Source organism: Agrobacterium burrii (assembly GCF_017313405.1).
In the GTDB taxonomy this organism is placed as follows: Bacteria; Pseudomonadota; Alphaproteobacteria; order Rhizobiales; family Rhizobiaceae; genus Agrobacterium; species Agrobacterium burrii.
The window spans coordinates 161,659-185,826 of sequence record NZ_JAFLNA010000003.1 but is presented as its reverse complement, the minus strand read 5'-3'; the positions used below and the strand labels follow the sequence as shown (position 1 = coordinate 185,826).

The following is a 24,168-nucleotide window of genomic DNA, read 5'->3' as shown; positions in this document are numbered from 1 at the left end:
GCGAACATCAAGTTAAGCCGACGGAAAGCTTTCCGCCGGTCCGGAACCATATTGCAAGGGACATATTCGTGGCCATCAACTTCACCTTCCCCGTTCGGCTGCTGGCGGCAGCGGCCTTCAGCCTTGGCGCGATGACTGCGGGCGCGCAGGAAATGACGATCAAGCACGCACAGGGCGAGACCGTCCTGAAAGCCGCGCCGAAGAAGGTTCTGGTTCTGGATATTCCCTCGCTCGACAATCTCGATGCGCTGGGTGTCGAACCCGCCGGTGTCGTCGGCTCCAACCTGCCGGCCTATCTGCAGAAATATGCCGACGGCAAATATCTGAAGGTCGGCACGCTGTTTGAGCCCGATTACGAGGCAATCAATGCGGCTGAAGCCGATCTCGTCATCGTCGGCGGCCGTTCGCGGGCGAAATATCCCGATGTCGCGAAGATCACGCCCGCCATCGACATGTCGATCGATTCCAAGGAATTCATCAACAGCGTCAAAGGCAATATCACCAAGCTCGGCGATATCTTCGGCAAGCAGGAAGAAGCGAAGAAGCTCGACGCCGCCCTCGACGAAAAAGTCGCCAGGCTGAAAGAAATCGCCCCAAATTCCGGCACGGCGATGATCCTCCTGACCAATGCCGGCAAGGTCGGCGTGTATGGCCCAAGCTCGCGCACCGGCTGGCTGCACACCGAAATCGGCTTCAAGCCGGTCGCCGCCGACATCGATGACCGCTTCGACCGCGGAGACGTCGTATCCTTCGAATATCTGGCCGAGGTCAATCCCGAATGGCTGTTCGTGATCGACCGTGATGCCGGCGTCGGCCGCGCCACGGACCCCGGCAAGGCCGCCGCACAGGTGCTGGATAACGAGCTGATCCACCAGACCAACGCCTGGAAGAAAAAGCAGATCGTCTATCTCGATCCGCAGGCGGCCTATATCGTCAGCAGCGGTTATACGGCGCTCAATACCCTGCTCGATCAGGTCTACAAGGCCGTCTCCGAGAAGAAGTAACCCCTGCCGAATATCATCAGAGCTCCCGATGGCTTGAGGCCGCCGGGAGCTTTCGCCTTTTCCGGAAACTGCCAACGTGAAGTCCCTTTCACTGATATCAGCCCTTATTCTGGCCTTGACGCTCGCCATCGTCAGCCTGTTCGTCGGCGTGAGCGACGTTTCGCTCGCCACGCTCTTTGCGCCGGAAACGAGCACGGACTCATTGCGCGTGCTGCTCGTCAGCCGTATTCCGCGCACGCTGGCGCTCATATTGGCCGGAAGCTCGATGGCGATTGCCGGTCTCATCATGCAGATGCTGGTGCGCAACCGCTTCGTGGAACCTTCGACGGCCGGCACGACCGAATCCGCCGGCCTCGGCCTTCTGGTCGTCACCCTGCTTGCACCCGAAACGCCGATCTTCGGCAAGATGCTGGTGGCAGCCGTTTTCGCGCTCGCCGGCACTGCACTGTTCCTGCGTATCCTCAGACAGGTGCCGCTGCGCGACGTGCTGCTGGTGCCGCTGATCGGCATCATGCTCGGCGGCGTCATTTCCGCCATCACCACATTCTTCGCCTATCGTTTCGATCTCCTGCAATCGCTCGGCGCGTGGATGACGGGCGATTTTTCCGGCGTGTTGCGCGGCCGCTATGAATTGCTGTGGGTCGGTTTCATCTTCGCCATCGCCGCCTATCTCGCCGCCGACCGTTTCACCGTGGCCGGCATGGGGCGCGGCTTTACTACCAATCTCGGCCTGAATTACCGCCGCGTGATGGCGCTCGGCCTCACCATCGTTTCGCTCGTCAGCGCCGTCGTCGTCGTCACCGTCGGCATGATCCCCTTTCTAGGACTGATCGTGCCGAATGTCGTCAGCCTGATGATCGGCGACAATATGCGCCGCTCGGTACCGTGGGTGGCAACGCTTGGCGCGGTCTTCGTTCTCACCTGCGACATCATCGGCCGGACCGTGCGCGCGCCATACGAAGTACCGATCGGAACCGTGGTCGGCGTCATCGGCAGCGGGCTGTTCCTCTATCTCCTGCTGCGGAAACGCCACCATGCGTGAGAGACATCCCGACCGGCGCGCAAAAACCGTTCTGCTCTTGCTTGCGGCAGTCGCGCTCATCGCCATGGCCGCATTCATGACGCTCGGCGCGAAAGGAAGCTGGAGTTTCGTGCTGCCGTTCCGCGGCATCAAATTGCTGTCCCTCTTGCTGGTGGCCTATGCCATTGCCGTCTCCACCGTGCTGTTCCAGACGGTCACCAACAATCGCATCCTCACCCCTTCGGTGATGGGTTTCGATTCGCTTTATGTGCTGATGCAGACCGGGCTGATCTTCGTCTTCGGCTCGGCAACCGTTGTCATGATCGATCCGCAGCTGAAGTTCATTGTTGAAACCGCGCTGCTCGTCACCTTTTCCGCCCTGCTCTACCGCTGGCTTTTCGTTGGCGCAGAACGCAGCCTGCATCTTCTCGTGCTGGTCGGCATCGTCTTCGGCGTCTTTTTCCGCAGCCTCTCGGGCTTCATGCAGCGCGTGCTCGATCCGAACGAATATACGGTGCTGCAGGACGTGCTCTTCGCCAGCTTCAACTCCATCGACCCCACGCTTCTGACGATCTCGGCAATCATCATCGGCGTCGTGACCATCATCGGGCTGCGTCTCATGCACACGCTCGACGTCCTGTCGCTCGGCCGGGCAACAGCCATCAGCCTCGGCGTCGACTATAAGCGCACGGTCACGGTCATCCTCGTGCTGGTCTCCGTGCTCGTCGCCGTCTCAACCGCGCTCGTCGGCCCGGTCATGTTCTTCGGGTTGCTGGTCGCCGCCCTTGCCCATTATCTCACCGGCAACAGCAAACATGCCTATGTGCTGCCGGCGGCGATCCTCATCGCCATCATCTGCCTCGTCGGCGGCCAGGTCGTGCTGGAGCGGGTCTTCGCCTTCGATACGGCGCTTTCCATCATCATCGAATTTCTGGGCGGTATCGTCTTTATCGGTCTTATTTTGAAGCGGGGTGCGCGATGATCATCGCCAGTCAGATCAGCAAATCTTATGGCGACACGCTCGTCGTCGACGGCGTGTCCGTCTCCATCCCGACAGGCGGCGTCACCTCGATCATCGGGCCAAACGGGGCGGGAAAATCCACGCTGCTTTCCATCGTCGCGCGGCTGATGTCCATGGACGCAGGAACCGTGACGGTGGACGGTTTGGATGTGACCAAAACCCCATCCGATACGCTGGCAAAACGCCTCTCGATCCTGCGGCAAGACAACCACATCTCCTCGCGCCTGACGGTGCACGATCTCGTCGGTTTCGGCCGTTACCCCTATTCCAAGGGCCGCCCGACCATAGAGGACAAGGTCCATATCGACCGGGCGCTGGAATATCTCAATCTCGAACCGCTGGCCGGCCGCTTTCTGGATGAGCTTTCCGGCGGTCAGCGCCAGCGCGCCTTAGTAGCCATGGTTCTGTGTCAGGATACGGATTATGTGCTGCTTGACGAGCCGCTCAACAATCTCGACATGAAACACGCCTCCAGCATGATGAAGATCATGCGCAAGGCAGCCGACGAATTGAAGAAGACCGTGGTTCTGGTGCTGCACGACATCAACTTCGCCTCCTGGTATTCCGACACCATCATCGCCATGCGCGAGGGCCGTATCTGCCATCAGGGACCGGCGGAAGAAATCATCCGGCCGGAGATTCTTGGGGATATCTACGACATGCCGATCCGCGTCGAGAACATAGACGGCCGGCGCATCTGCCTGTTTTACGAATGACATGATGATTGCGCAGGATTTTTGCCGCCGCAGTGCTTAACATGGAACAGGGCCACAGGCCCGGACGTTAATCGACAGACTTTTCCAAAGCGGCATTCCGTCCGCAACTTCAGGAGACATCGATGAAGACGCACAAGACGAAGAACGATCTGCCTTCCAACGCGAAATCGACAGTGATCGGCATTCTGAATGAATCGCTGGCCTCGGTGATCGACCTTGCGCTTGTCACCAAGCAGGCGCACTGGAACCTGAAAGGCCCGCAATTCATCGCCGTCCACGAGCTTCTCGACACGTTCCGCACCCAGCTCGACAATCACGGTGACACGATTGCCGAACGCGTCGTGCAGCTTGGCGGCACGGCGCTCGGCAGCCTGCAAGCCGTCTCTTCGACGACGAAGCTCAAGGCCTATCCGACCGATATCTATAAAATCCACGACCATCTCGACGAATTGATTGCCCGTTATGGCGAAGTCGCGAACATGATCCGCAAGGCGATCGACGATTCCGATGAAGCCGGCGATCCTACAACCGCGGACATCTTCACCGCCGCCTCACGCGATCTCGACAAATCGTTGTGGTTCCTCGAAGCGCATGTGCAGGAAAAAAGCTGAGCCGCGACGGTTTCCAATGGGCTCAACACAGCAAAGCGCCCGAGAGTTTCGGGCGCTTTTTTTGTGAAATGATGCCATCAATGGCGGCGCAGAACCGCGAGCCCTATGTCGCGCAACATCTCATGATCCAGAATGCCGCGCTGGGCGCTGCGGATCAAAATTGCTGCACACTCATTGGCAACATGGCTGCTGCGATCCTGAAGGCACTCGAAACAAACACCATCGAAAATATTCTGCAGATCGGTGATCTGTTCTGGCGACAATTGTGCGCCGACTCTTTCAAAAGCTGCGTACGACAAGGCTCATCCTCCCGATGATGATATGCCAAGTATCGTTTCTTTTTTTCGTGGGCATCAATTTTGTACACCCGAACGAATCACTTGTCGAATCAGATTTTAACCAAATGTAAACAGGTTATTTTCTGCACTATCGGTCATCCGTGCGCCCTTTGCCGTGGGAATAAAGATCAGCCGAAACAACGCTTTCGCCCGCACCTGACTGCGTCTGGCGTCGCCTCCGACGCGTCCCTTCTAATAATGCAGCAGCCGGAAGGATTTCCACCGAAACCGTGAAAGAAACTATTGCATTCCAAAATCGATTGAGCGATATAGCACCCGTCGCCGAACTTCGGCGGTCCGCAGTCCAGCGAACTACCCCGGACCAGCGGTTTTGAGCGGGTGTAGCTCAGGGGTAGAGCACAACCTTGCCAAGGTTGGGGTCGAGGGTTCAAATCCCTTCGCCCGCTCCAGTTTTCCGAGATAAGCAGAGAAGATTTGCGCAGATTGTCGTGCCCGGTGGTCATCTTGGCAAGTCCAAACGTGTGACCATTTTCGGCATTCGTGGCGGTTTCCCGCACATGCATGAAACCGGGAGGAGTTACCCCTCCCGGCCGTCCTAACTCAGGCAGCTTCATCCCACACGGGCGCCAGCCCATCCGGCGATACGATGCGGCCATCCGGCTTGGCGAGAGCGCGGATCGCCGCCATTTCATCAACCGACAGCGCAAAATCGAAGATCGCGAGGTTCTCATCGACGCGGGCTTCACTGACGGTTTTGGACAGGGCAACAACGCCCTTCTGCTGCACCAGCCAGCGCAACACCACCTGCGCCACCGATTTGCCCCGACTTGAGGCGATATCCTTCAGCAGCGGATCGGCAAAGACCTTGCCGTCAGCCATGCCGTAATAACCGGTGACCGACATGCCAGCTTCTCTGGCAGCCGCCATCACCACATCCTGATCGATATAGGGATGGTATTCGATCTGGTTGGTGACCATCGGCGCTTTTGAGAGCTTCACCGCTTCAGCCATCAGCGCCGTATTAAAGTTGGAAACGCCGATATTGCGGACCTTGCCAGCCTGCCGGACCTCGTTCAGCGCGCCGATCTGCTCGGAAAGCGCCACCACCTCGTTCGGCCAGTGCAGAAGCAGCAGATCGAGATAATCGGTCTTCAGCTTTTTCAGGCTCTCATCGACCGAGGCGAGGAAGGCATCGTGCCGGTAATTCTCAACCCAGACCTTGGTGGTGAGGAAGATATCGCCCCGCGCCACGCCGGAGGCGGCGATGGCCTCACCCACTTCGGCCTCGTTGCCGTAAATCTGGGCGGTATCGATATAGCGGAACCCGGCTTTCAGCGCATGCGGAACGATGCGCAGGACATCCGGGCCGGGAATGCGGAAGGTGCCGAAGCCGAGCGCCGGAATGGACGCGCCATTGGCGGTAACATCAAACATATATTTTCTCCTGTTGAATTGCCCGGCCAGTCCCAGGGAAATGACCGGGAATTGATGTAAAAAACTTAAGCCGTCTTCAGCGTCAGCGCGGCGCGGCGATCAAGAGCGCTGCTCCAGAGGGTGAGCAACAGGGCGACGGTGACGAGGATGGCGCCGACCCATGGGGTTGCGGCAAGACCCATCGGCGATTCCACCACCAGACCGCCGAGCCATGCGCCGATGGCGATGCCGAGGTTAAAGGCGGCGATGTTGAGCGCCGATGCAACGTCAACCGCACCGGGACGATGTTCCTTAGCCAGTTGCACCACATAAAGCTGCAGGCCGGGAACATTGGCGAAGGACAGGAAACCGAGAGCCACCAGCGTGATGAGCGTCAGCACCGGCGAGACGGCGGTGAAGGAAAAGACGAGCAGCACGATAGCCTGCGCCAGGAAGAGGCCGATCAGCGCCTTGACCGGGTTGTGGTTGGCGATCTTGCCACCGCCGATATTGCCGGCCGCAATGGCAATGCCATAGAGCACGAGGATCAGGCTGACGCTTTTTTCCGAAAAGCCGGTAACATCCTGGAGGATCGGCGACAAAAAGGTGAAGGCGACGAAGGTGCCGCCATAACCGAGCGCGGTCATGGCGAAAACGATGAGCAGGCGGCCGGAACCAAGCACACGGACCTGATCAAGCAGGCTGGCAGGCGGCGCCTTCTTGAGTGTGTTCGGCAGAAGGGAGGCAATACCGAGGAAGGCGATGACGCCAAGCCCGGCAACAACCCAGAAGGTCGCACGCCAGCCGAAGACCTGGCCGATATAGGTGCCGAGCGGAACGCCGGTGACGATGGCAACCGTCAGACCCATGAACATCATGGCGATTGCCGAACCGCGACGGTTTTCCGGCACGAGATCGGCGGCAATCGTTGCGCCGACGGAGAAGAACACGCCATGGGCAAAGGCAGCGATGACGCGGGCAACTAGCAACGTCTCGTAGCTGGGAGAAAGCGCCGCGGCGCTGTTGCCGATGACGAACAGGGCCATCAGGCCGAGCAGCAGCGGTTTCCTTTCGATCTTTCCCGTCAGAGCCGTCAGGATAGGCGCGCCGAAGGTGACGCCCAGCGCGTAGACGCTGACGATGAGGCCGGCAAGCGGCAGGGTAATGTGAAGATCGTTTGCCACCGTCGGCAGAAGGCCGACGATGACAAACTCCGTGGTGCCGATCGCATAGGCTGCGATCGTCAGGGCAAATATGGCCAATGGCATGACGAATACCTCTTCGCCCAGCGGGGTCGCGGGCGTTCTGGACAGCGGTGCCGTCCGGTTGGATCAAATCTATGGATGCAATATGGGCGAAGGGGACTTGCATGATAATCGGCGAAAATGGATAAAGGCTTTTGAATTTATTTCACAGGTGGTGCGACAATGGACAATCGGGCCGGAGAAATGGAAGTCTTCGTGGCGACGGCAGAGCTTGGCAGTTTTTCCGCCGCCGGACGTCGGCTAAAGCTGTCGCCCTCGGCGGTGAGCAAGCTCGTCACCCGCATCGAAGACCGCCTCGGCACCCGTCTTCTCGCCCGTTCCACCCGTGTGGTGACGCTGACGCCGGAGGGAGAAGTCTATCTTGTCCGGGCAAGGCGCATTCTGGCCGACATAGCCGAAACCGAGCAGATCGTGGCAAGCGGCGGCAAGGTGGTGCCGCGCGGCCTGCTGCGCGTCAACGCCACGCTGGGCTTCGGCGAACGTTATCTCCTGCCGCTCGCACCCGAGTTCCTTTCGCTTTATCCCGAAATCGAGTTGGATATTTCGTTGACGGACGGTGTCATCAGCCTGATCGAAGAGCGAACCGATATCGCCATCCGCTCGGGCGCGATGGGAGATTCGTCCCTGAAGGCGAGAAAGCTGAAAGAGGTGCGCCGGATCATCGTCGCCTCCCCCGCCTATATCGAAAAACACGGCATGCCGAAGAAACCGCAGGATCTGGCGCAGCACAATTGCTTCAGCTTCAATTTCAGCCGCAGCCTCAATGAATGGCCGTTTCGCGATCCCGGCTCGGCGGAGGTCTATCGTCTTCCCGTCACCGGCAATGTCGCGGTCAACAGCGGCATGGCCATGCGAAGGCTCTGCCTGACGGGATTAGGGCTCGGAAGGGTCGGCGAGTTTCATATCGAACCGGATATCGAGGCCGGCCTGCTCGTGCCGGTGCTGGAGGACTACAATGCCGAGGAGATGGAAGTCATCCACGCGGTTTATGCCGGCCACGAACATCTGGCCGCCCGCGTGCGCGCCTTCATCGATTTCGTCGCCGCAAGGGTCGGGCGTTGATTGACCGCCTCAGACCATGCCGTGCACCAGCTTGGCCAGCCAGTCGACAAAGACGCGCACCTTGTTGGTGACGTGCCGCGTCTGCGGATAGACCACGTAGATCGGCATGGCTTCGCGCTGCCATTCCGAAAGGACCGGCACCAGTTCGCCGCGCGCCAGGTGATCTTTCACCATGAAGATCGGCAATTGCACGATGCCCATGCCCGCCAGGGCAGCATTGAGATAGGTGCGGCTGTCATTGACCGACACCACATAATTCGGGGTCAGTTCGACACTGCGCACGCCATTGTCGAAGGAGGCCGGCATGATCTGGCCGGTGGTGGCATTGAGATAACCCACCGAATAATGGCCCTTCTCCAGATCCTCCGGTTCCTGCGGCATGCCGAAATTTTCGATGTAGGATGGCGAGGCGAATGTCTCGAACCGCAGTTCGCCCACTTTACGGGCAATCAGCGACTGATCGCGCAGCACACCTACCCTCAGCGCACAGTCAACATTTTCGGCAATATAGTCGACCAAGCGGTCGCCGACGCCGAGATCGAGACGGATTTGCGGATAACGCTGGTAAAATTCGCAAAGATGTGGGATAACCACGAGGTCCGCAAAGACACCGGCCATTTCCACCCGCAACCGGCCGGATGGCTGCACCTGCGCGCTGGACATACTGCCATCCAGTTCTTCGATTTCCGACAAAATTTGTGAGGCCCGCTCGTAATAGAGAGCGCCGTCCGTCGTCAGCATCACCCGCCGCGTGGTGCGGTTGAGAAGCGTGGTCTGCAGATGCGCCTCCAGCGCCTGCACCATGTTGGTGACGGTGGTTTTGGGCATGTTCAGCGCGGTGGCGGCGCGGCTGAAATTACCGGTCTCGACGACGCGCGTGAAGACCCGCATGGCGGAGAGCTGATCCATTTAGCTATTATCCGTTTTTTTGGAATAGTGTTTTCATTTTGACGTACTTGATCGTTTTCTCTCGAACAATAATATGAATTTCAGATTTTGCAAATAAGGTGAGCTGTCGATGGCGGCGCACGGGACCGGATCAGATGAACGCGCACTGGGAAAATATCAAACGCTGTGGAGGCTCCGCATCTGAGCTTTCCGTGCGCCGATATGAGAGTGCCGGCCTGTGCAGCCACCCGCCCGTGATCCTTTATCTGCGCGGCGGCTCGTTTCTGGAAAAGGGCGGCAATTGCCCGGAACTTCCGGTGGCGCGAGCGCTGGCGGAAAGCGGCGCCATCGTTGTCGAGGCTGACTATAGCAAGCCGTCCGGCAACGAGTTTCCGATGGTGATCGATTGCGCTTTCGATGCGCTCGATCATCTGAGCCGGGACCGCAAACATTATGGCGGCGCGAAATCGCTGCTGTTCGTGGCCGGCGAAGAGGCAGGCGGCAATGTGGCGGCGGGACTTGCGCTTAAAGCCCGTGACCGCATGCCGGGCAAACTCGCCGGGCAAATTCTTCTGTCGCCCATGATCGACCCGATGATGACGACGGAATCCTTTCGCGACGCGGACAGGATCGGCATGCGTGAACGCTGGGCGGATGGCTGGAGCCATTACCTTGCCAAGGCCTGTGGGTTTTTCCACCCCTATGCCGCGCCCTGCCAGTGTACGCGGCTGAACCGGGTGGCGCCCGCGCTGATCTTTACCGCCGAGGACGATCCTCTGCGCGACGAAACGGTCAATTATGCCGACCGGCTCCTCGCCTCAGGCGTCAGCGTCCGGCAGCATGTATTCCCCGCCGGCGTCGGCTGGACGGGGCTTTATCAAGGAGAGGGCGGCGGATGGGTCTCATCCGTCTGTTCGGAATTCAAGACCTTCGTTGACCAGTTGAGACACTGATACCGCATATTTTAAGACACTGACGGCTCCTGAACCGAGCCAAGGAGAATCCCATGACGCTCAACACAAAGCGCCGGGCCCTGACGGGTGCCGGCATCGGACTTGCCATGTCCGTTGCAGCTGCAGCACTGTTTTTTGACCTGCCCACCAGCCGCGACGCGACGGCAGCCTCCACCCCGGCCGAAACGCCGGCGATCCCCGTCACCGTCGCCAAGGTGGAAAGCCGCGACGTCATGCGCTGGGAAGAATTTTCCGGCCGTCTCGAAGCCGTCGATCGGGTGCAGATCCGCTCCCGCGTCGCCGGCCAGATCAAGGCCGTGCATTTCCGCGAAGGCGCGCTGGTGAAGGAAGGCGATCCCCTCTTCACCATCGATCCGGCCCCTTATCAGGCCGCTGTTGCCGGCGCTGAAGGCCAGGTCGCTTCCGCTGAAGCCAAGGTCAGCCTTGCGAAAACGGAACTCGACCGTGGCCGCAGGCTTTCCGATAACCGCACCATCTCCCAGAGCGATCTCGACCAGCGTCAAAGCTCCTTTGCGGATGCCGAAGCCCAGCTTCGCGCCGCCCGCGCCACGCTGACGACGGCTCAGCTCGATCTCGGCTACACCGAAATCCTCGCCCCGGTTTCCGGCAGGGTCGGCCGCATCGAAATCACCGCCGGCAACCTTGTCGCCGCCGGCTCGACATCGCCTGCCCTGACAACGCTGGTTTCGGTCAACCCGATCTATGCCAGCTTCAACGCCAGTGAAGGAACGGTGGCCAAAGCGCTTGCCGAACTGCCGCAGACGACCGACGCCCTGCCCGCACTCGAACAGATTCCGGTGGAAATCGGCACGCTTTCGGATGAAGGCACGCCGATCAAGGGCACACTGCACCTGATCGACAATCAGGTGGATTCGGCCAGCGGCACCATCGGTGTCCGCGCCGTCTTCGAAAATCCTGATGGCAGGCTGATCCCCGGCCAGTTCGTGCGGGTGCGTATGGGCGAACCGAAGCCAGAAAACCGCATCCTCATCAGTGATCGCGCCATCGGCACGGACCAGGACAAGCGCTTCGTCTTCGTGGTCGATGCCGAAAACAAGGTGAGCTACCGCCAGATCAAGCCCGGTGCACCGGCTGATGGCCAGCGCATCATCGAAAGCGGCCTTGCCGCCGGTGATACGATCGTCGTCAACGGCCTGCAGCGCATTCGCCCCGGTGCCACCATCGCACCGCAGGCGGAAGACAAGGTCGCCACTTCGCAATAATTCCGTCCCGCTTCCCAGCGAGACGCATTCCAGACAGAACCGGCCACAACCGGCGGCACAAAAGCCGCCGGAACGGCCTTTGCATTTCCAAATATACCCGGAGAGGGACTGGATATGAATATTTCCAGATTTTTTGTCGACCGGCCGGTATTCGCTGCCGTGCTTTCGGTCCTGATTGTGGTGGCAGGCCTTCTGGGCATGCGCGCCCTGCCGATTTCCGAATATCCGGAAGTCGTTCCGCCATCCGTCGTCGTGCGCGCCACCTATCCCGGCGCAAACCCGGCCGTTATCGCCGAAACAGTCGCCACGCCACTTGAAGAACAGATCAACGGCGTCGAGGACATGCTCTACATGGGCAGCCAGGCAACGTCCGACGGCGTGTTGACGCTGACCGTCACCTTCAAGCTCGGCACGGACCCGGACAAGGCGCAGCAGCTGGTGCAGAACCGCGTGTCGCAGGCCGAACCGCGCCTGCCGGCGGAAGTCCGCGCACTCGGCATCACCACCGTCAAAAGCTCGCCCGACTTCATCATGGTCGTCAATCTGGTGTCGAAGACCGATGCCTATGACATCACCTATCTGCGCAACTATGCGACGCTGAACGTCAAGGATCGTCTCGCCCGCATCGAAGGCGTGGGTCAGGTGCAGGTCTTCGGCGCGGGTGACTATTCCATGCGCGTCTGGCTCGATCCGCAGAAAGTCGCCGAGCATGATCTCGCCGCCAGCGACGTCTCCGACGCCATCCGCCAGCAGAACGTCCAGGCCGCAGCCGGCGTCATCGGCGCTTCGCCAAGCCCGAATGGCGTCGATCTACAGCTCAACGTCAATGCGCAGGGTCGTCTGACGACACCGGAGGAATTCGGCAACATCATCGTCAAGAGCGGCGCGAACGGTCAGATCACCCGCCTGCGCGACGTCGCCCGCATTGAACTGGGCGCGGCCGACTACACGCTGCGTTCGCTGCTCGACGGCGAGCCTGCCGTGGCCGTTGCAGTGCTTCAGGCTCCCGGCTCCAACGCCATCGAAATCGCCGACAATGTCCGCGCCACGATGGACAATCTGCAGCTGGCAATGCCGGATGGCGTGAAATACGAAATCGTCTACGACACGACGAAATTCGTGCGCTCCTCCATCGAGAAGGTCGTTGACACACTCCTCGAGGCCGTTGGCCTCGTGGTGCTGGTCGTCATCCTCTTTCTACAGACATGGCGCGCCTCGATCATTCCGCTGATCGCCGTTCCGGTCTCGATCATCGGCACCTTCGCCGTCATGTATGCCTTCGGCTTCTCCATCAACGCGTTGACGCTATTCGGCCTCGTGCTGGCCATCGGCATCGTGGTGGATGACGCTATCGTGGTGGTGGAAAACGTCGAGCGAAACATCGAAAACGGGTTATCGCCGCGTGACGCCACCTACAAGGCCATGCGGGAAGTCTCCGGCCCGATCATCGCAATCGCGCTGGTGCTGGTCGCCGTCTTCGTGCCGCTCGCCTTCATCTCCGGCCTTTCCGGCCAGTTCTACCGGCAGTTCGCCCTGACGATCGCCATTTCCACCGTCATCTCGGCAATCAACTCGCTGACGCTCTCACCCGCTCTTGCAGCCCTGTTGCTGAAGGAACACGACGCTCCGAAAGACTGGCTGACCCGCTTCATGGACCGGATTTTCGGCTGGTTCTTCCGCGGCTTCAACCGCGCCTTCGGGGCCGCCTCCAATGGCTATGGCAAAACCGTCGGCGGGCTGGTGACGCGCAAGAGCCTTGTCATGATGGTCTACATGGCGCTGGTCGCAGCCACCTACAGCATGTTCAGCGCCGTTCCGAGCGGCTTCGTGCCGGCGCAGGACAAGCAGTATCTGATCGGTTTTGCCCAGCTTCCTGATGGAGCAACGCTTGACCGGACGGAAAGCGTCATCAAGCGCATGAGCGACATCGCGCTCGAACAGCCGGGCGTCAGCCACGCTATCGCCTTCCCCGGCCTGTCGATCAACGGCTTCACCATCGGCTCCAATTCCGGCATCGTTTTTGCGGTTCTCGACGACTTCGAAAACCGCAAGACGCCGGAACTATCAGGTGGCGCCATTGCCATGCAGCTGAACCAGAAGTTTGCAGGCATTCAGGATGCCTTCATCGCCATGTTCCCGCCGCCGCCGGTCAACGGCCTCGGCCAGACGGGCGGTTTCAAGCTGCAGATCGAGGACCGCGCCGGTTACGGCTATCAGGCGCTCGACGAAGCGACCAAGGCGGTCATCGCCAAGGCATACCAGACACCGGAGCTGGCGGGCATCTTCTCCAGCTTCCAGATCAACGTGCCGCAGCTCTTCGCCGATCTTGACCGCGCCAAGGCCGAACAGCTGGGCGTCTCCGTCAGCGACGTCTTCCAGACGCTGCAAATCTATCTCGGCTCGCTTTATGTCAACGACTTCAACGCCTTCGGGCGGACATACAGCGTGCGTGTGCAGGCGGACGCGCAATTCCGCGCCCATGCGGAGGATATCGGCCGTCTGAAGGTTCGCTCATCCACCGGCCAGATGATCCCGCTTTCGACGCTGCTGAAAGTGGATGCGACAACAGGACCGGAGCGCACCAACCGTTATAACGGCTTCCTTGCAGCCGATATCAACGGCGGTCCGGCACCGGGCTTCTCCTCTGGACAGGCGCAGGCCGCCATGGAGAAAATCCTTGCCGAAAACCTGCCAGCCGGGATCGACTACGAATGGACAGACCTGACCTACCAGCAGATCCTCGCCGGTAACTCCAGCATCGTGGTCTTCCCGTTGGCGCTGCTGCTGGTCTATCTGGTTCTCGCCGCCCAATATGAAAGCCTGACCTTGCCGATCGCGATCATCCTGATCGTTCCGCTCGGCGTACTCGCAGCTCTCACGGGCGTCTGGCTGACGGGAGGGGACAACAACATCTTTACGCAGATCGGCCTTGTCGTCCTTGTCGGCCTCTCGGCGAAGAACGCGATCCTGATCGTGGAATTTGCCCGAGAGCTGGAATTCGAAGGACGAACGCCGCTTCAGGCGGCAGTGGAGGCAAGCCGCCTTCGCCTCCGCCCGATCCTGATGACCTCACTCGCCTTCATCATGGGCGTGGTGCCGCTGGTCATCTCGACAGGCGCTGGTGCGGAAATGCGTGCGGCCATGGGTGTCGCAGTGTTCTCCGGCATGATCGGCGTGACGTTCTTCGGCATCTTTATGACACCGGTCTTCTACGTGCTGGTGCGCAAGCTCTCCGGCAACCGCCCGCTCATCCAGCACAAACAGGAAGAACCGGCCAATTCGGACTACAAGCTCGAAAAGGCCGGCTGACCCAATACTCCCATCCACCGCCACCTTCGAAGCAAGCCCGCCGCGCATCATCAGATGCGCGGCGTTTTTTATGGACAGAAATGTCTATGCGAATCTCCTGAAATTGAATCAGTTTCAAATGCTTAACTGGAATAAGCACCTATATCGCACCGCAATAGAACTGCTAAAAAGCAATATAGCCTCACCAATTGACGGAAACCCAAAGAAACAATGCTATTTTATGCTTTGTATTTTGTGGTAATTTCCAAGAACTGGGTGATTCGGACTAAATGATTTAGTTCAGGGGCGACATGATGGAGCAGGACGACGAAAACTGGGCAACAACCGTTGCCTATTCGATAGTGATGCATGAGGGTCTTGATCTCGCGCTTTCCGCGCAAAATCTCGACAGGGGCAAGACCCGAAACAATCGTGAGCGGTTGATGGAAGCCATTCGCACATCGTTGCTGGAAGCGCGCTCGCGCAACCACCTGGCGGCGGCGCAGCGGCTTTAACCCGGCCCGGCTTGGGCCTCGGCTGGCGACGTGCCGTGTTGTGGCGGGATCAGGCCTGAAGCAGATCTGTCCGGACCGCGGCTTTCAACGGCAGGTGATCCGAAGCGACACGCGCCAGCGCGCTGTCATGCGCCTCCACTTGCTCGACCAGACCTTCACGGTTGGCGATGATCCTGTCGAGCGCCAGTACCGGCAGGTTGGAGGGAAAACTCGGCACCGCCGGCGGCAGCGCGCCGAAAGCGTCCCGGAACGTATTGAGCGACGAGCCATTGCCGAGACGCCATTCGTTCAGGTCTCCCATGAGGATGGTCGGGCATTCGTTGCGCGCTTCCAGAAGGCCGATCAGCGCCTTCGCCTGCTGAGCGCGGGAATGCCGCAAGAGACCGAAATGGGCGGCGATGATGCGCAATGTACCACCCAGCTTCAAATCCAGCTCCACGACAAGCGCGCCGCGTGGCTCCAGCCCCGGCAGTTTCAGCGTATGCACGTCCCGGACGGCACCTTCCCTGAACAGCACGACATTGCCATGCCACCCGTGCGCCTTTACCCCTGCCTGCACCGGCACGGGAATGAGGCCGCTTTCCCGCTCCAGCCGGGCAAGATCGAGCAGGCCGGTGCGCTCGCCAAAACGGCTGTCGGCTTCCTGAAGGGCAATGATATCAGCGCCGATTTCCTGAATGACGCGGCTGGTGCGATCCGGATCGAACTTGCGGTCGCGACCGACACATTTGTGCACATTGTAGGAAGCGATGATGGGGAAGGAATGATCTTTCGCCCCCTGCACCGCTTTCTGCCGCTGACGATGGTCGCGCAGCGACTGCATGACGAAGGCGGGCAAACTGCTATTTGTCGCCAGGGCCGTTTTTTCGCTGTTCAACAAACCGTTTTTCTTCACGCGTCAATGTCTCCGGTCAAAGATAGGGCGAAGCGAGCCACAGGACACGCTCCACAAAACGAACAACGAATGGCCGCGCATTCAGTTCGCTGAGCCGCACCGGCAAGGCGGTTGCCCGCGCATTGCGGATCCGGTCGCCGATCACCCCGGCAAATTCTTCATCCATAACTTCGAGATCGATCTCGAAGTTTAATCGCAGCGAACGCGGATCGAGATTGGAAGAACCGATATAGGTCCAGCGCCCGTCGATCACCAGAAGCTTGGAATGATTGAAAGCCCCCGTCGCCCGCCAGATGCGGCAGTAATTCTTCAACATCTGGTCGAACTGCGCTGTCATCGCCCTGTCCACAAGCACCAGATTGTTGCTTTTGGGCACGATGATATCGACCACCACTCCCCGCCTTGCTGCGGTTATGAGTGCCGAAATAAGCTCCCGATCGGGGAGAAAATAGGGCGACATGATGAGAATGGAGGAACGGGCGACGGAAAACGCACCCATCAGCATCTTGTGACTGGTCTCGATGCTTTTATCCGGTCCCGAGGAGGAAACCCGGGCGACGATCTGCGAACCCGGCACACCGTCAGGAATGGCGATATCCCACACCGGGGTGTCCAGAAGCTCCCCCGTCGTGAAACGCCAGTCTTCCGCCGCGATGGAGAAAAAATCCGATACCACCGGCCCGGTGATCTTGAAATGTGTGTCGTGCGACTGGCTTTCGCCACCGAATTCCAGGGTGAAACCCTCACGGATATTCATGCCGCCGCTAAACACGATTCGCCCGTCCACCACGAGTATTTTGCGGTGGGTGCGCAGATTGGCATAGGGCAACCGCAGTCCCATGATAACATTGCCGTTGAAGACGTCGGCGATGATGCCCTTGTCCCGGAGCGTCGGCAGGATGCTCGGCACGGAATAACGCGCGCCGACAGCATCGATAAGCACCCTCACTTCCACGCCGCGCAGTTTTGCCTGCTCAAGCGCTGCGACGAAGCGGGCGCCGATCCTGTCATTGTCGAAAATATATGTTTCGAGAATGATCGACCGCTTCGCCTCGCCTATCGCCTCCAGCATGGCGGCATAGGCAACGTCACCCGTCACAAGCGGCTCGATGGCGTTGCCCGTCGTCAGCGCGTGGCGTGTCACCCGGTCGCCGAGTGTCTTCATCGCTTCAAAACGGCGGCCGAACCGCGTAGCAATCAACTCACCGCTCGCATCCAGCCGCGCCACGCGATCCATGATCTCGTCCTGCATGAAGGATCGCTGCTGCGTGATGTTGGACCGACGAATGCGGTTGATGCCGGCAATGGCATAGATGACCGCGCCGACAATGGGCGACAGCACGATGACACCCACCCAGCCGAGTGCGGAACGGACCTCCTCCTTCGTCATCGTGGCATGTACGGCCGCCACGGTTCCCATCAAAATGGAAAGGACGGCAAGGATATGGGGCCAATAGGCGATGACGAGATCGAGCATATTACAACTATAGGGCATTGGACCGAAAAGTGTAACGCGCTTTTCGGAAACCCGGAAAGCCACTAAAAAGCACCCCGCCCATCCTTTTGCGGGACAGACCCTTGCGGGATTAACGGTGGAAACCGGCCTTGCGATATGTCATGAGAGCGCATCTTGATCTCCAGGCAGGGGCACTTGCGGGCTTCTGCAGCATTTGAAAGCAAGAAGGCCGTGATGCAGGAAAATACCCAGGGCGCCATCATCGTCATTTCCAGCCATGTCATGCGTGGATCGGTCGGCAATCGCGCCGCGGTCTTCGCGCTGGAGACCCTCGGCCATCCGGTATGGGCAGTGCCCACCATCGTTTTGCCCTGGCATCCCGGCCATGGCCCATCCACGCGGATGCGCTTTCAGGACGACGACTTCGACAAGGCCATGACCGACCTTGAAAACGCCAAATGGATTGGCGAAGTCAAAGCAGTCCTGACCGGTTATTTCGGAAGCGCAGCACAAGTGCGTTCGGTCGCGCGGCTGATCCGCAATCTCAAGGAGAAAAACCCGGCGCTGGTTTACGCCTGTGATCCCGTGATGGGTGATTTGGGCGGGCTTTATATTCCGGTTGAAACCGCCGAAGCCATCCGCGACGAACTCATCCCGCTTGCCACTGTCGCAACACCGAACCGTTACGAACTGGCGTGGATGAGCGGCGCAGAGCTTGAAACCAACAATGCCATCATGGATGCAGCACTTGCCCTCGGCCCTTCGAAAATGCTGGTCACCTCTGCCGTGCCAATGATGGCTGGCGGCACCGGCAACCTCTATCTCAGCGGCCGGCATGCCCTGCTGGCCGAGCACCGCGCCATAGAGAATGCCCCGAACGGCCTCGGCGACCTGATGGCGGCGCTTTTCCTCGCCCGCCTGCTGGAAGGCATGGACGACGAAAAAGCGCTGCAGCTGGCCACCGCCAGCGTGTTCGAAATTCTGGCCCGCACCAAAAAACGCGAGATGAACGAATTGACGCTGGAGACAGACGCTTCAAGTCTTTCCACACCCATGGCCATGGTGCAGATGCGTCATCTCTTGCATCCTTCACGCAGCAAGCGCAAATAGCGACTAAAGCATTTCCAGGAAAAGTGGCCCTCGGTTTTCCGCCCGGAAATGCGGCAACAGGAAGTTGGAGCGGTTTCGCGGTTCGAAGAAAAGCGAAAATGCTCTAAAGGATTGGTCTTCAACGCGCCAGGTTCGCCCCGTGATCTTGGTCCAAGCATAACGGTACTGCGATAGATGAAAGATTTTCCGGAAACTCTTCTGAACGGCTACAAGAACTTCATGAGCGGCCGCTATGTCGACGAGCGCGAGAGATACCGCGTTCTGGCTGATACCGGGCAGAAGCCGCAGACCCTGTTCATTGCCTGTTGTGACTCCCGTTCAGCACCGGAAACCATTTTCGACTGCGGGCCGGGAGAATTGTTCGTCATGCGAAACGTTGCCAACATGGTGCCGCCTTTCGAGCCTGATGGCCAGTATCACGCCACCTCTGCGGCCATCGAATATGCCGTGCAGGTTCTGAAGGTGAAGGATATCGTCGTCATGGGCCACGGCCGTTGCGGCGGCATTCAGGCGGCACTCGACCCTAATCTCGAACCCCTGTCGCCCGGCGACTTCATCGGCAAGTGGATGAACATGGTCAAATCGGCGGCCGAGCAGATCCAGAGCAACGATGTCATGACCGCCTCCGAGCGCCAGACCGCGCTGGAACGGGTGTCCATCCGCAACTCCCTCGCCAACCTGCGTAGCTTCCCCTTCGTCAAGGCGCAGGAAACCGCCGGCAAGGTCAAGCTGCACGGCGCATGGTTCGATATATCGACCGGCGAATTGTGGGTTATGGACGGCAAAACGGGCGACTTTCGCCGCCCGGATCTGTGAAAACAGGTTTCTGATTGAAAAAGCGAGACGGCCTTATTGGCCGTCGATCGCCTTGCCGATGAAGGCAATGGCCTGCTGGTAAACGCTTGCGGCGTTCCAGCCCTGGATGGCGGCATAATTCGCCTGTCCCTGCTGGTAACCCGCACCACGCTGCCAGCCATGGCCGACAAGGAAGTTGGCGGTGGAAGCCAGTGCATCGGCACGCGAACCGACGAGATCTACCCGTCCGTCGCGATCGAAATCCACGCCATAGCGCACGACATTGAGCGGCAGGAACTGCGTCTGGCCGATTTCACCATGCGCCGCACCCTTGGCGTTGACGTTCAGCGAACCGCTGCCGACGAGCTTAAGCGCCGCATAAAGCTGCTCGGTGAAATAATCCGAGCGTCGGCAGTCGAAGGAAAGCGTCGCCACGGCGGAAAGCGTGTGCTGGTTGCCCATGAAGCCGCCAAAGCCGGTTTCCATGCCCCAGATGGCCAGAAGCGGGCCGGCCGGCACGCCATAAGCTTTTTCGATCGAGGCGAAGAGAGAGGCATTGTTCTTCTTCATGGTCTTGCCGCGCGAAATGATCGTCTGACCGCCGCGCTTCTGCATGAATTGTTCGAAGGACAGCTTGAAGCTGTGCTGGCCGCGATCGGCGCGGATGGTCGCCTGATTATACGAGACGCCGGAGAAGGCACGATCGAGCACCGAAGCGCTGACGCCGCGGCCCGCCGCTTCCTGCTTGAAGGCGCCGACCCAGGCATCGAAGCCCGCCGAAGTGTTGCTGCATTGCGCAGCCATAACCGGCGTCGCTGCCAAAACCGAGACCATGGCTACACCAGCCAGAATTGCCTTCATTGCCCGCATCAAAATCTGCCTTCGATATCCTTTGGGGAATTTATCCCGAGAACCAACACGTCTCCGCCGCAGGGGTTCGGGTGCCAAATTGTCTTTTGGTGGCCTAAATTGCCTTTCGGCAGCAAGGCCTGCAAATAAACTGGCCGTGATCGTCGCCATTGAAAAACCCGTCTGCCCCACACAGAACAGACGGGTTATACTTAACGAACCTTAAAAAATCGTATCACGCAGCCGCCTTGCGGGGCTTGATGAGACCACGATTGACCAGGAGTTCGGCGATCTGGATGGCATTGAGGGCAGCGCCCTTGCGCAGATTGTCCGAAACGACCCAGATGTTGAGGCCGTTTTCAACCGTTGCATCTTCACGGATACGCGAAATATAGGTCGCATCTTCACCGGCGGATTCGACCGGGGTGATGTAACCGCCATCTTCATGCTTGTCGATGACGAGGCAACCCGGTGCTTCACGCAGAATATCACGCGCCTGATCGGCGGTGATCTCGTTTTCAAACTCGATATTGACCGATTCCGAATGACCGATGAAAACCGGAACGCGCACGGCCGTGCAGGTCACCTTGATCTTCGGATCGAGCATCTTCTTGGTCTCGGCCAGAACCTTCCACTCTTCCTTCGTATAACCGTCTTCCATGAAGACATCGATATGCGGAATGACGTTGAAGGCGATGCGCTTGGTGAACTTCTTGGTTTCAACCGGATCGGCCACGAACACGGCGCGGGTCTGCTGGAACAGCTCGTCCATGCCTTCCTTGCCGGCGCCGGAAACCGACTGGTAGGTGGAAACGACAACGCGCTTGATCTTGGCGAAATCATGCAGCGGCTTCAGCGCGACGACGAGCTGGGCCGTGGAGCAATTCGGGTTGGCGATGATGTTCTTGCGGGTAAAGCCCGTGATCGCATCGGCATTGACTTCCGGAACGATCAACGGAACGTCCTGGTCGTAGCGCCAGGCGGACGAGTTATCGATGACGACGCAGCCCTGCTGGCCGATCTTCGGCGACCACTTCTTGGAAACATCGCCGCCAGCCGACATCAGGCAAATATCGGTGTCGGAAAAATCGTAATTCTCGAGGTTGGAAACCTTCAGCGTGCGATCGCCGTAGGAGACTTCCGTGCCCTGCGAACGGGAGGAAGCAAGCGGCACGATCTCATCGGCCGGAAAACCACGTTCTGCAAGGATATTGAGCATTTCGCGACCGACGTTGCCGGTGGCGCCTGCAATTGCAACTTTGAAACCCATGATCAAGCTCTCTTTCTGTCTCTCCTCTTTTGGGTGAGGTGGGGAACCCGCATCGCATTGCGGCTTCCTCGATCCCCAGCCAAACCGGGGAGAGAGCGGTGGCCAGAGACGTCAGACGGTTTTAATCGTCGTTTTGGCCGTAATTCGGATGGAATAAGAAAGGCGCGGATCATCGCCGGCGGATTGTGCCGGTCCTTCCATAACACTCATGTCTGCAACATGCATGCGCAAGGTGATGCTCCTTCTTCGCGAGAAGCTATTAGAAGGTTTCTTGTTTGTGTCAAGAAAAAAGGCGCGCTTCAGGCCACCCGGCGCAATCACGCAAAAACCGGCCCGCGACATTTTTGCACGTTATACATTAGACTAAAGTCATAATCCGAAAGCATCGCTCTTATTGGGGTTAATTTTCTGTCACTCTGATGTCATGCGCATTGCACCCGAAAGGGGAGTCCGGAGGAGAGAGACGGGCTCCGCACTGCGCCGATTGGGACATCTGTGGAGGACAGACAATGGCAAATGTTGCAGCCGCAAGCGGCGCCGCCCGTCCAATGACGGGCGAAGAGAAGAAGGTGATTTTCGCCTCTTCTCTCGGAACAGTCTTCGAATGGTACGATTTTTATCTATACGGCTCGCTTGCGATCTATATCGGCGCGAACTTCTTCAGCCAATATCCGGAAACGACGCGCAACATCTTCGCGCTTCTGGCCTTTGCCGCCGGCTTCCTCGTGCGCCCCTTCGGCGCGCTGGTGTTTGGACGTCTGGGTGACATCGTCGGTCGCAAATATACCTTCCTGATCACCATTCTCATCATGGGTGTTTCCACCTTCCTCGTTGGCGTCCTGCCCGGCGCATCCCAGATTGGCATCGCCGCTCCGATCATCCTGGTCATCCTGCGCATGCTTCAGGGTCTGGCGCTCGGCGGTGAATATGGCGGTGCCGCGACCTATGTGGCCGAACACGCCCCCAATGGCCGCAGAGGCTATTACACTTCGTGGATCCAGACGACGGCGACGCTCGGCCTGTTCCTGTCGCTGGTGGTCATTCTCGGCGTGCAGTTCGCGCTCGGCAAGGAAGCCTTCGCCGCCTGGGGCTGGCGCATTCCCTTCCTCGTTTCGGTTCTGCTGCTCGGCGTATCGGTCTGGATTCGTCTGAAAATGAATGAATCCCCCGCCTTCAAGAAAATGAAGGAAGAGGGCAAGACCTCCAAGGCACCGCTCAGCGAAGCCTTCGGCCAGTGGAAAAACGCCAAGATCGCCCTGATCGCCCTCGTCGGCGCCGTCATCGGCCAGGCAGTTGTGTGGTACACCGGCCAGTTCTATGCGCTGTTCTTCCTGCAGAGCATTCTGAAGGTGGACGGCCAGTCGGCCAACATCATGGTCGCAGCGGCCCTCATCCTCGGCACGGGCTTCTTCGTGCTCTTCGGCTGGCTTTCCGACAAGATCGGCCGCAAGCCGATCATCATGGCCGGTCTCATCCTCGCGATGCTGACCTACTTCCCGCTGTTCAAGGCGCTCACATGGGCAGGCAACCCAGCGCTGGCACAGGCACAGGCCAGCGTTCGCGCCACCGTCACCGCCGCTCCGGGTGACTGCAGGTTCCAGTTCAACCCGACAGGCACGGCGAAATTCACCACATCCTGCGATATCGCCACTTCGTTCCTGACACGCAACTCCGTTCCCTATGACGTGGTTGCCGGAACGGCCGGCCAGCCGGCGAGCGTCAAGATCGGCGACGTCAACATTGTCAGCTACGATGCAGTCGCAGCTGGCGCGGATGCGGCAGCCAAGGACCGGGCCTTCCAGAAGCAGGTCAACATCGCGCTGCATGATGGCGGTTACCCGCTGGTGCGCAGCGCGGCACAGGTTCCAGACGCGAAACTGGACGCCTTCATCGCTGCAAACCCGGAACTCAGCCTCAATGCTGAGGCGGTTCGCGCCACCGACAAGAAAATGGTGGCGACCGACAAGCTGGTGGCGGACAAGCTGTTAACACCGGCCGAAACCGGTGGAGCCGCCGAGATGGCCGTCTACACCATTGCCGGCGGCGGCGCCTTCGCCATGGTGGCCGATCCGGCTGCCGTGAACTGGGTCGTCATCATCGCGGTCCTGACCGTCCTCGTCATCTACGTCACGATGGTCTATGGCCCGATCGCTGCCCTCTTGGTCGAACTGTTCCCGACCCGTATCCGCTACTCCGGCATGTCGCTGCCCTACCATATCGGCAACGGCTGGTTTGGTGGCCTTCTGCCCGCCACCGCCTTTGCGATGAGCGCGGCGAAGGGCGACATCTATTACGGTCTCTGGTATCCGATCGTTTTCGCAGGCATCACGCTGGTCATCGGCCTGCTGTTCCTGCCGGAAACCAAGGATCGTGATATCCACGCCATGGATTGATCCCCGATCATTCCGCAAACCAGAAACCCGGCGCCAACACGCCGGGTTTTTTATTGAAGCCGTACCGCCAACGCTCGAACTGGCCTTTCCCGGCCTGTCA

Annotated in this window: 22 protein-coding genes and 1 tRNA gene; 15 read left to right on the top strand and 8 right to left on the bottom strand. The window is 59.3% G+C overall.

Translation table 11 applies throughout. The features are described from left to right. Positions 1-68: 68 nt before the first annotated feature. From JZX89_RS07570 to JZX89_RS07540, 7 genes are all read left to right on the top strand, one after another. A complete protein-coding gene (locus JZX89_RS07570; RefSeq protein WP_174373211.1) occupies positions 69-1,004 on the top strand; it encodes an ABC transporter substrate-binding protein in 936 nt (311 codons plus the stop codon). A 76-nt stretch (positions 1,005-1,080) separates the two neighbouring features. Then, positions 1,081-2,046: an ABC transporter permease gene (locus tag JZX89_RS07565; protein WP_149899848.1), complete on the top strand. Its 966-nt coding sequence runs from the start codon at positions 1,081-1,083 to the stop codon at positions 2,044-2,046. Beyond that, positions 2,039-3,007, top strand: coding sequence for an iron chelate uptake ABC transporter family permease subunit (locus tag JZX89_RS07560; RefSeq protein WP_207133704.1), 969 nt, complete (start codon positions 2,039-2,041; stop codon positions 3,005-3,007). The genes JZX89_RS07565 and JZX89_RS07560 overlap by 8 nt, the downstream gene beginning before the upstream one ends. Continuing rightward, positions 3,004-3,762, top strand: a complete 759-nt coding sequence (locus JZX89_RS07555; protein WP_207133703.1) for an iron ABC transporter ATP-binding protein — start codon at positions 3,004-3,006, stop codon at positions 3,760-3,762. The genes JZX89_RS07560 and JZX89_RS07555 overlap by 4 nt, the downstream gene beginning before the upstream one ends. A gap of 122 nt (positions 3,763-3,884) precedes the next feature. Then, the gene (dps, locus tag JZX89_RS07550; protein ID WP_149899845.1) at positions 3,885-4,373 is read left to right on the top strand and encodes a DNA starvation/stationary phase protection protein Dps; all 489 of its coding nucleotides are present in this window, start codon (positions 3,885-3,887) and stop codon (positions 4,371-4,373) included. An 80-nt stretch (positions 4,374-4,453) separates the two neighbouring features. Next, positions 4,454-4,690, top strand: coding sequence for a hypothetical protein (locus JZX89_RS07545; protein ID WP_207133702.1), 237 nt, complete (start codon positions 4,454-4,456; stop codon positions 4,688-4,690). Positions 4,691-5,046: 356 nt separating this feature from the next. After that, a tRNA-Gly gene (locus JZX89_RS07540) sits at positions 5,047-5,121 on the top strand. Positions 5,122-5,272: 151 nt separating this feature from the next. On the opposite strand, the gene JZX89_RS07535 is transcribed toward JZX89_RS07540, so the two are convergent. After that, positions 5,273-6,106: an aldo/keto reductase gene (locus tag JZX89_RS07535; protein WP_207133701.1), complete on the bottom strand. Its 834-nt coding sequence runs from the start codon at positions 6,104-6,106 to the stop codon at positions 5,273-5,275. Between the two features lie 65 nt (positions 6,107-6,171). Continuing rightward, a complete protein-coding gene (locus JZX89_RS07530) occupies positions 6,172-7,353 on the bottom strand; it encodes an MFS transporter (protein WP_207133700.1) in 1,182 nt (393 codons plus the stop codon). A gap of 159 nt (positions 7,354-7,512) precedes the next feature. Between JZX89_RS07530 and JZX89_RS07525 the strand changes: the two genes are divergently transcribed. Further along, on the top strand, positions 7,513-8,412 hold the full coding sequence (locus tag JZX89_RS07525) for a LysR family transcriptional regulator (protein ID WP_207133699.1): 900 nt from the start codon (positions 7,513-7,515) through the stop codon (positions 8,410-8,412). Between the two features lie 9 nt (positions 8,413-8,421). Here the strand turns inward: JZX89_RS07525 and JZX89_RS07520 are convergent, their stop codons facing one another. Further along, entirely contained in the window at positions 8,422-9,321 is a 900-nt protein-coding gene (locus JZX89_RS07520) for a LysR family transcriptional regulator (RefSeq protein ID WP_207133698.1), read from the bottom strand. Positions 9,322-9,455: 134 nt separating this feature from the next. On the opposite strand from JZX89_RS07520, the gene JZX89_RS07515 reads away from it, so the two are divergent. From JZX89_RS07515 to JZX89_RS07500, 4 genes are all read left to right on the top strand, one after another. Then, a complete protein-coding gene (locus JZX89_RS07515) occupies positions 9,456-10,253 on the top strand; it encodes an alpha/beta hydrolase fold domain-containing protein (protein WP_153516459.1) in 798 nt (265 codons plus the stop codon). A 53-nt stretch (positions 10,254-10,306) separates the two neighbouring features. Further along, positions 10,307-11,497, top strand: coding sequence for an efflux RND transporter periplasmic adaptor subunit (locus JZX89_RS07510; RefSeq protein WP_149899838.1), 1,191 nt, complete (start codon positions 10,307-10,309; stop codon positions 11,495-11,497). Between the two features lie 114 nt (positions 11,498-11,611). After that, positions 11,612-14,806, top strand: a complete 3,195-nt coding sequence (locus JZX89_RS07505; protein ID WP_149899837.1) for an efflux RND transporter permease subunit — start codon at positions 11,612-11,614, stop codon at positions 14,804-14,806. 290 nt (positions 14,807-15,096) lie between these two features. Beyond that, positions 15,097-15,300, top strand: a complete 204-nt coding sequence (locus tag JZX89_RS07500; RefSeq protein WP_188356049.1) for a hypothetical protein — start codon at positions 15,097-15,099, stop codon at positions 15,298-15,300. A 49-nt stretch (positions 15,301-15,349) separates the two neighbouring features. Here JZX89_RS07500 and JZX89_RS07495 read toward each other — a convergent pair whose 3' ends face one another. Together JZX89_RS07495 and JZX89_RS07490 are read right to left on the bottom strand one after the other, a co-directional pair. Beyond that, a complete protein-coding gene (locus tag JZX89_RS07495; protein ID WP_207133697.1) occupies positions 15,350-16,195 on the bottom strand; it encodes an endonuclease/exonuclease/phosphatase family protein in 846 nt (281 codons plus the stop codon). Positions 16,196-16,211: 16 nt separating this feature from the next. Next, positions 16,212-17,672 (bottom strand): phospholipase D-like domain-containing protein, encoded by a 1,461-nt coding sequence (locus JZX89_RS07490; RefSeq protein ID WP_153516456.1) that lies wholly within the window; start codon positions 17,670-17,672, stop codon positions 16,212-16,214. A gap of 213 nt (positions 17,673-17,885) precedes the next feature. On the opposite strand from JZX89_RS07490, the gene pdxY reads away from it, so the two are divergent. Together pdxY and JZX89_RS07480 are read left to right on the top strand one after the other, a co-directional pair. After that, positions 17,886-18,761 carry a pyridoxal kinase PdxY gene (gene pdxY, locus JZX89_RS07485; protein ID WP_207133696.1) on the top strand — a complete coding sequence of 292 codons (876 nt, stop codon included), beginning with the start codon at positions 17,886-17,888 and terminating at the stop codon, positions 18,759-18,761. Positions 18,762-18,935: 174 nt separating this feature from the next. Next, positions 18,936-19,577, top strand: a complete 642-nt coding sequence (locus JZX89_RS07480) for a carbonic anhydrase (RefSeq protein ID WP_149899832.1) — start codon at positions 18,936-18,938, stop codon at positions 19,575-19,577. A gap of 33 nt (positions 19,578-19,610) precedes the next feature. Here JZX89_RS07480 and JZX89_RS07475 read toward each other — a convergent pair whose 3' ends face one another. The 3 genes from JZX89_RS07475 to JZX89_RS07465 all read right to left on the bottom strand — a co-directional run bounded on the left by JZX89_RS07475 (position 19,611) and on the right by JZX89_RS07465 (position 22,017). Beyond that, a complete protein-coding gene (locus tag JZX89_RS07475; protein WP_149899831.1) occupies positions 19,611-20,426 on the bottom strand; it encodes a lytic murein transglycosylase in 816 nt (271 codons plus the stop codon). Positions 20,427-20,640: 214 nt separating this feature from the next. Beyond that, positions 20,641-21,675 carry an aspartate-semialdehyde dehydrogenase gene (locus tag JZX89_RS07470; protein ID WP_149899830.1) on the bottom strand — a complete coding sequence of 345 codons (1,035 nt, stop codon included), beginning with the start codon at positions 21,673-21,675 and terminating at the stop codon, positions 20,641-20,643. 111 nt (positions 21,676-21,786) lie between these two features. Then, positions 21,787-22,017, bottom strand: a complete 231-nt coding sequence (locus tag JZX89_RS07465; RefSeq protein WP_207133695.1) for a hypothetical protein — start codon at positions 22,015-22,017, stop codon at positions 21,787-21,789. 167 nt (positions 22,018-22,184) lie between these two features. Here JZX89_RS07465 and JZX89_RS07460 point away from each other — a divergent pair, with 167 nt between their 5' ends. Then, positions 22,185-24,068: an MFS transporter gene (locus JZX89_RS07460; protein ID WP_174373201.1), complete on the top strand. Its 1,884-nt coding sequence runs from the start codon at positions 22,185-22,187 to the stop codon at positions 24,066-24,068. Positions 24,069-24,168 lie beyond the last annotated feature (100 nt).

Excerpts from the sequence above, each read along its gene's own strand:
- JZX89_RS07515 (WP_153516459.1), top strand. The coding sequence starts at position 9,456 with ATGAACGCGCACTGGGAAAATATCAAACGCTGTGGAGGCTCCGCATCT.
- JZX89_RS07555 (WP_207133703.1), top strand. The coding sequence starts at position 3,004 with ATGATCATCGCCAGTCAGATCAGCAAATCTTATGGCGACACGCTCGTC.
- JZX89_RS07510 (WP_149899838.1), top strand. The coding sequence starts at position 10,307 with ATGACGCTCAACACAAAGCGCCGGGCCCTGACGGGTGCCGGCATCGGA.
- JZX89_RS07530 (WP_207133700.1), bottom strand. The coding sequence starts at position 7,353 with ATGCCATTGGCCATATTTGCCCTGACGATCGCAGCCTATGCGATCGGC.
- JZX89_RS07470 (WP_149899830.1), bottom strand. The coding sequence starts at position 21,675 with ATGGGTTTCAAAGTTGCAATTGCAGGCGCCACCGGCAACGTCGGTCGC.
- JZX89_RS07480 (WP_149899832.1), top strand. The coding sequence starts at position 18,936 with ATGAAAGATTTTCCGGAAACTCTTCTGAACGGCTACAAGAACTTCATG.
- JZX89_RS07535 (WP_207133701.1), bottom strand. The coding sequence starts at position 6,106 with ATGTTTGATGTTACCGCCAATGGCGCGTCCATTCCGGCGCTCGGCTTC.
- JZX89_RS07490 (WP_153516456.1), bottom strand. The coding sequence starts at position 17,672 with ATGCTCGATCTCGTCATCGCCTATTGGCCCCATATCCTTGCCGTCCTT.
- JZX89_RS07520 (WP_207133698.1), bottom strand. The coding sequence starts at position 9,321 with ATGGATCAGCTCTCCGCCATGCGGGTCTTCACGCGCGTCGTCGAGACC.
- JZX89_RS07475 (WP_149899831.1), bottom strand. The coding sequence starts at position 20,426 with ATGCGGGCAATGAAGGCAATTCTGGCTGGTGTAGCCATGGTCTCGGTT.
- JZX89_RS07505 (WP_149899837.1), top strand. The coding sequence starts at position 11,612 with ATGAATATTTCCAGATTTTTTGTCGACCGGCCGGTATTCGCTGCCGTG.
- JZX89_RS07500 (WP_188356049.1), top strand. The coding sequence starts at position 15,097 with ATGATGGAGCAGGACGACGAAAACTGGGCAACAACCGTTGCCTATTCG.
- dps (WP_149899845.1), top strand. The coding sequence starts at position 3,885 with ATGAAGACGCACAAGACGAAGAACGATCTGCCTTCCAACGCGAAATCG.
- JZX89_RS07545 (WP_207133702.1), top strand. The coding sequence starts at position 4,454 with ATGGCGGCGCAGAACCGCGAGCCCTATGTCGCGCAACATCTCATGATC.
- pdxY (WP_207133696.1), top strand. The coding sequence starts at position 17,886 with ATGCAGGAAAATACCCAGGGCGCCATCATCGTCATTTCCAGCCATGTC.
- JZX89_RS07465 (WP_207133695.1), bottom strand. The coding sequence starts at position 22,017 with ATGTCGCGGGCCGGTTTTTGCGTGATTGCGCCGGGTGGCCTGAAGCGC.
- JZX89_RS07525 (WP_207133699.1), top strand. The coding sequence starts at position 7,513 with ATGGACAATCGGGCCGGAGAAATGGAAGTCTTCGTGGCGACGGCAGAG.
- JZX89_RS07460 (WP_174373201.1), top strand. The coding sequence starts at position 22,185 with ATGGCAAATGTTGCAGCCGCAAGCGGCGCCGCCCGTCCAATGACGGGC.
- JZX89_RS07560 (WP_207133704.1), top strand. The coding sequence starts at position 2,039 with ATGCGTGAGAGACATCCCGACCGGCGCGCAAAAACCGTTCTGCTCTTG.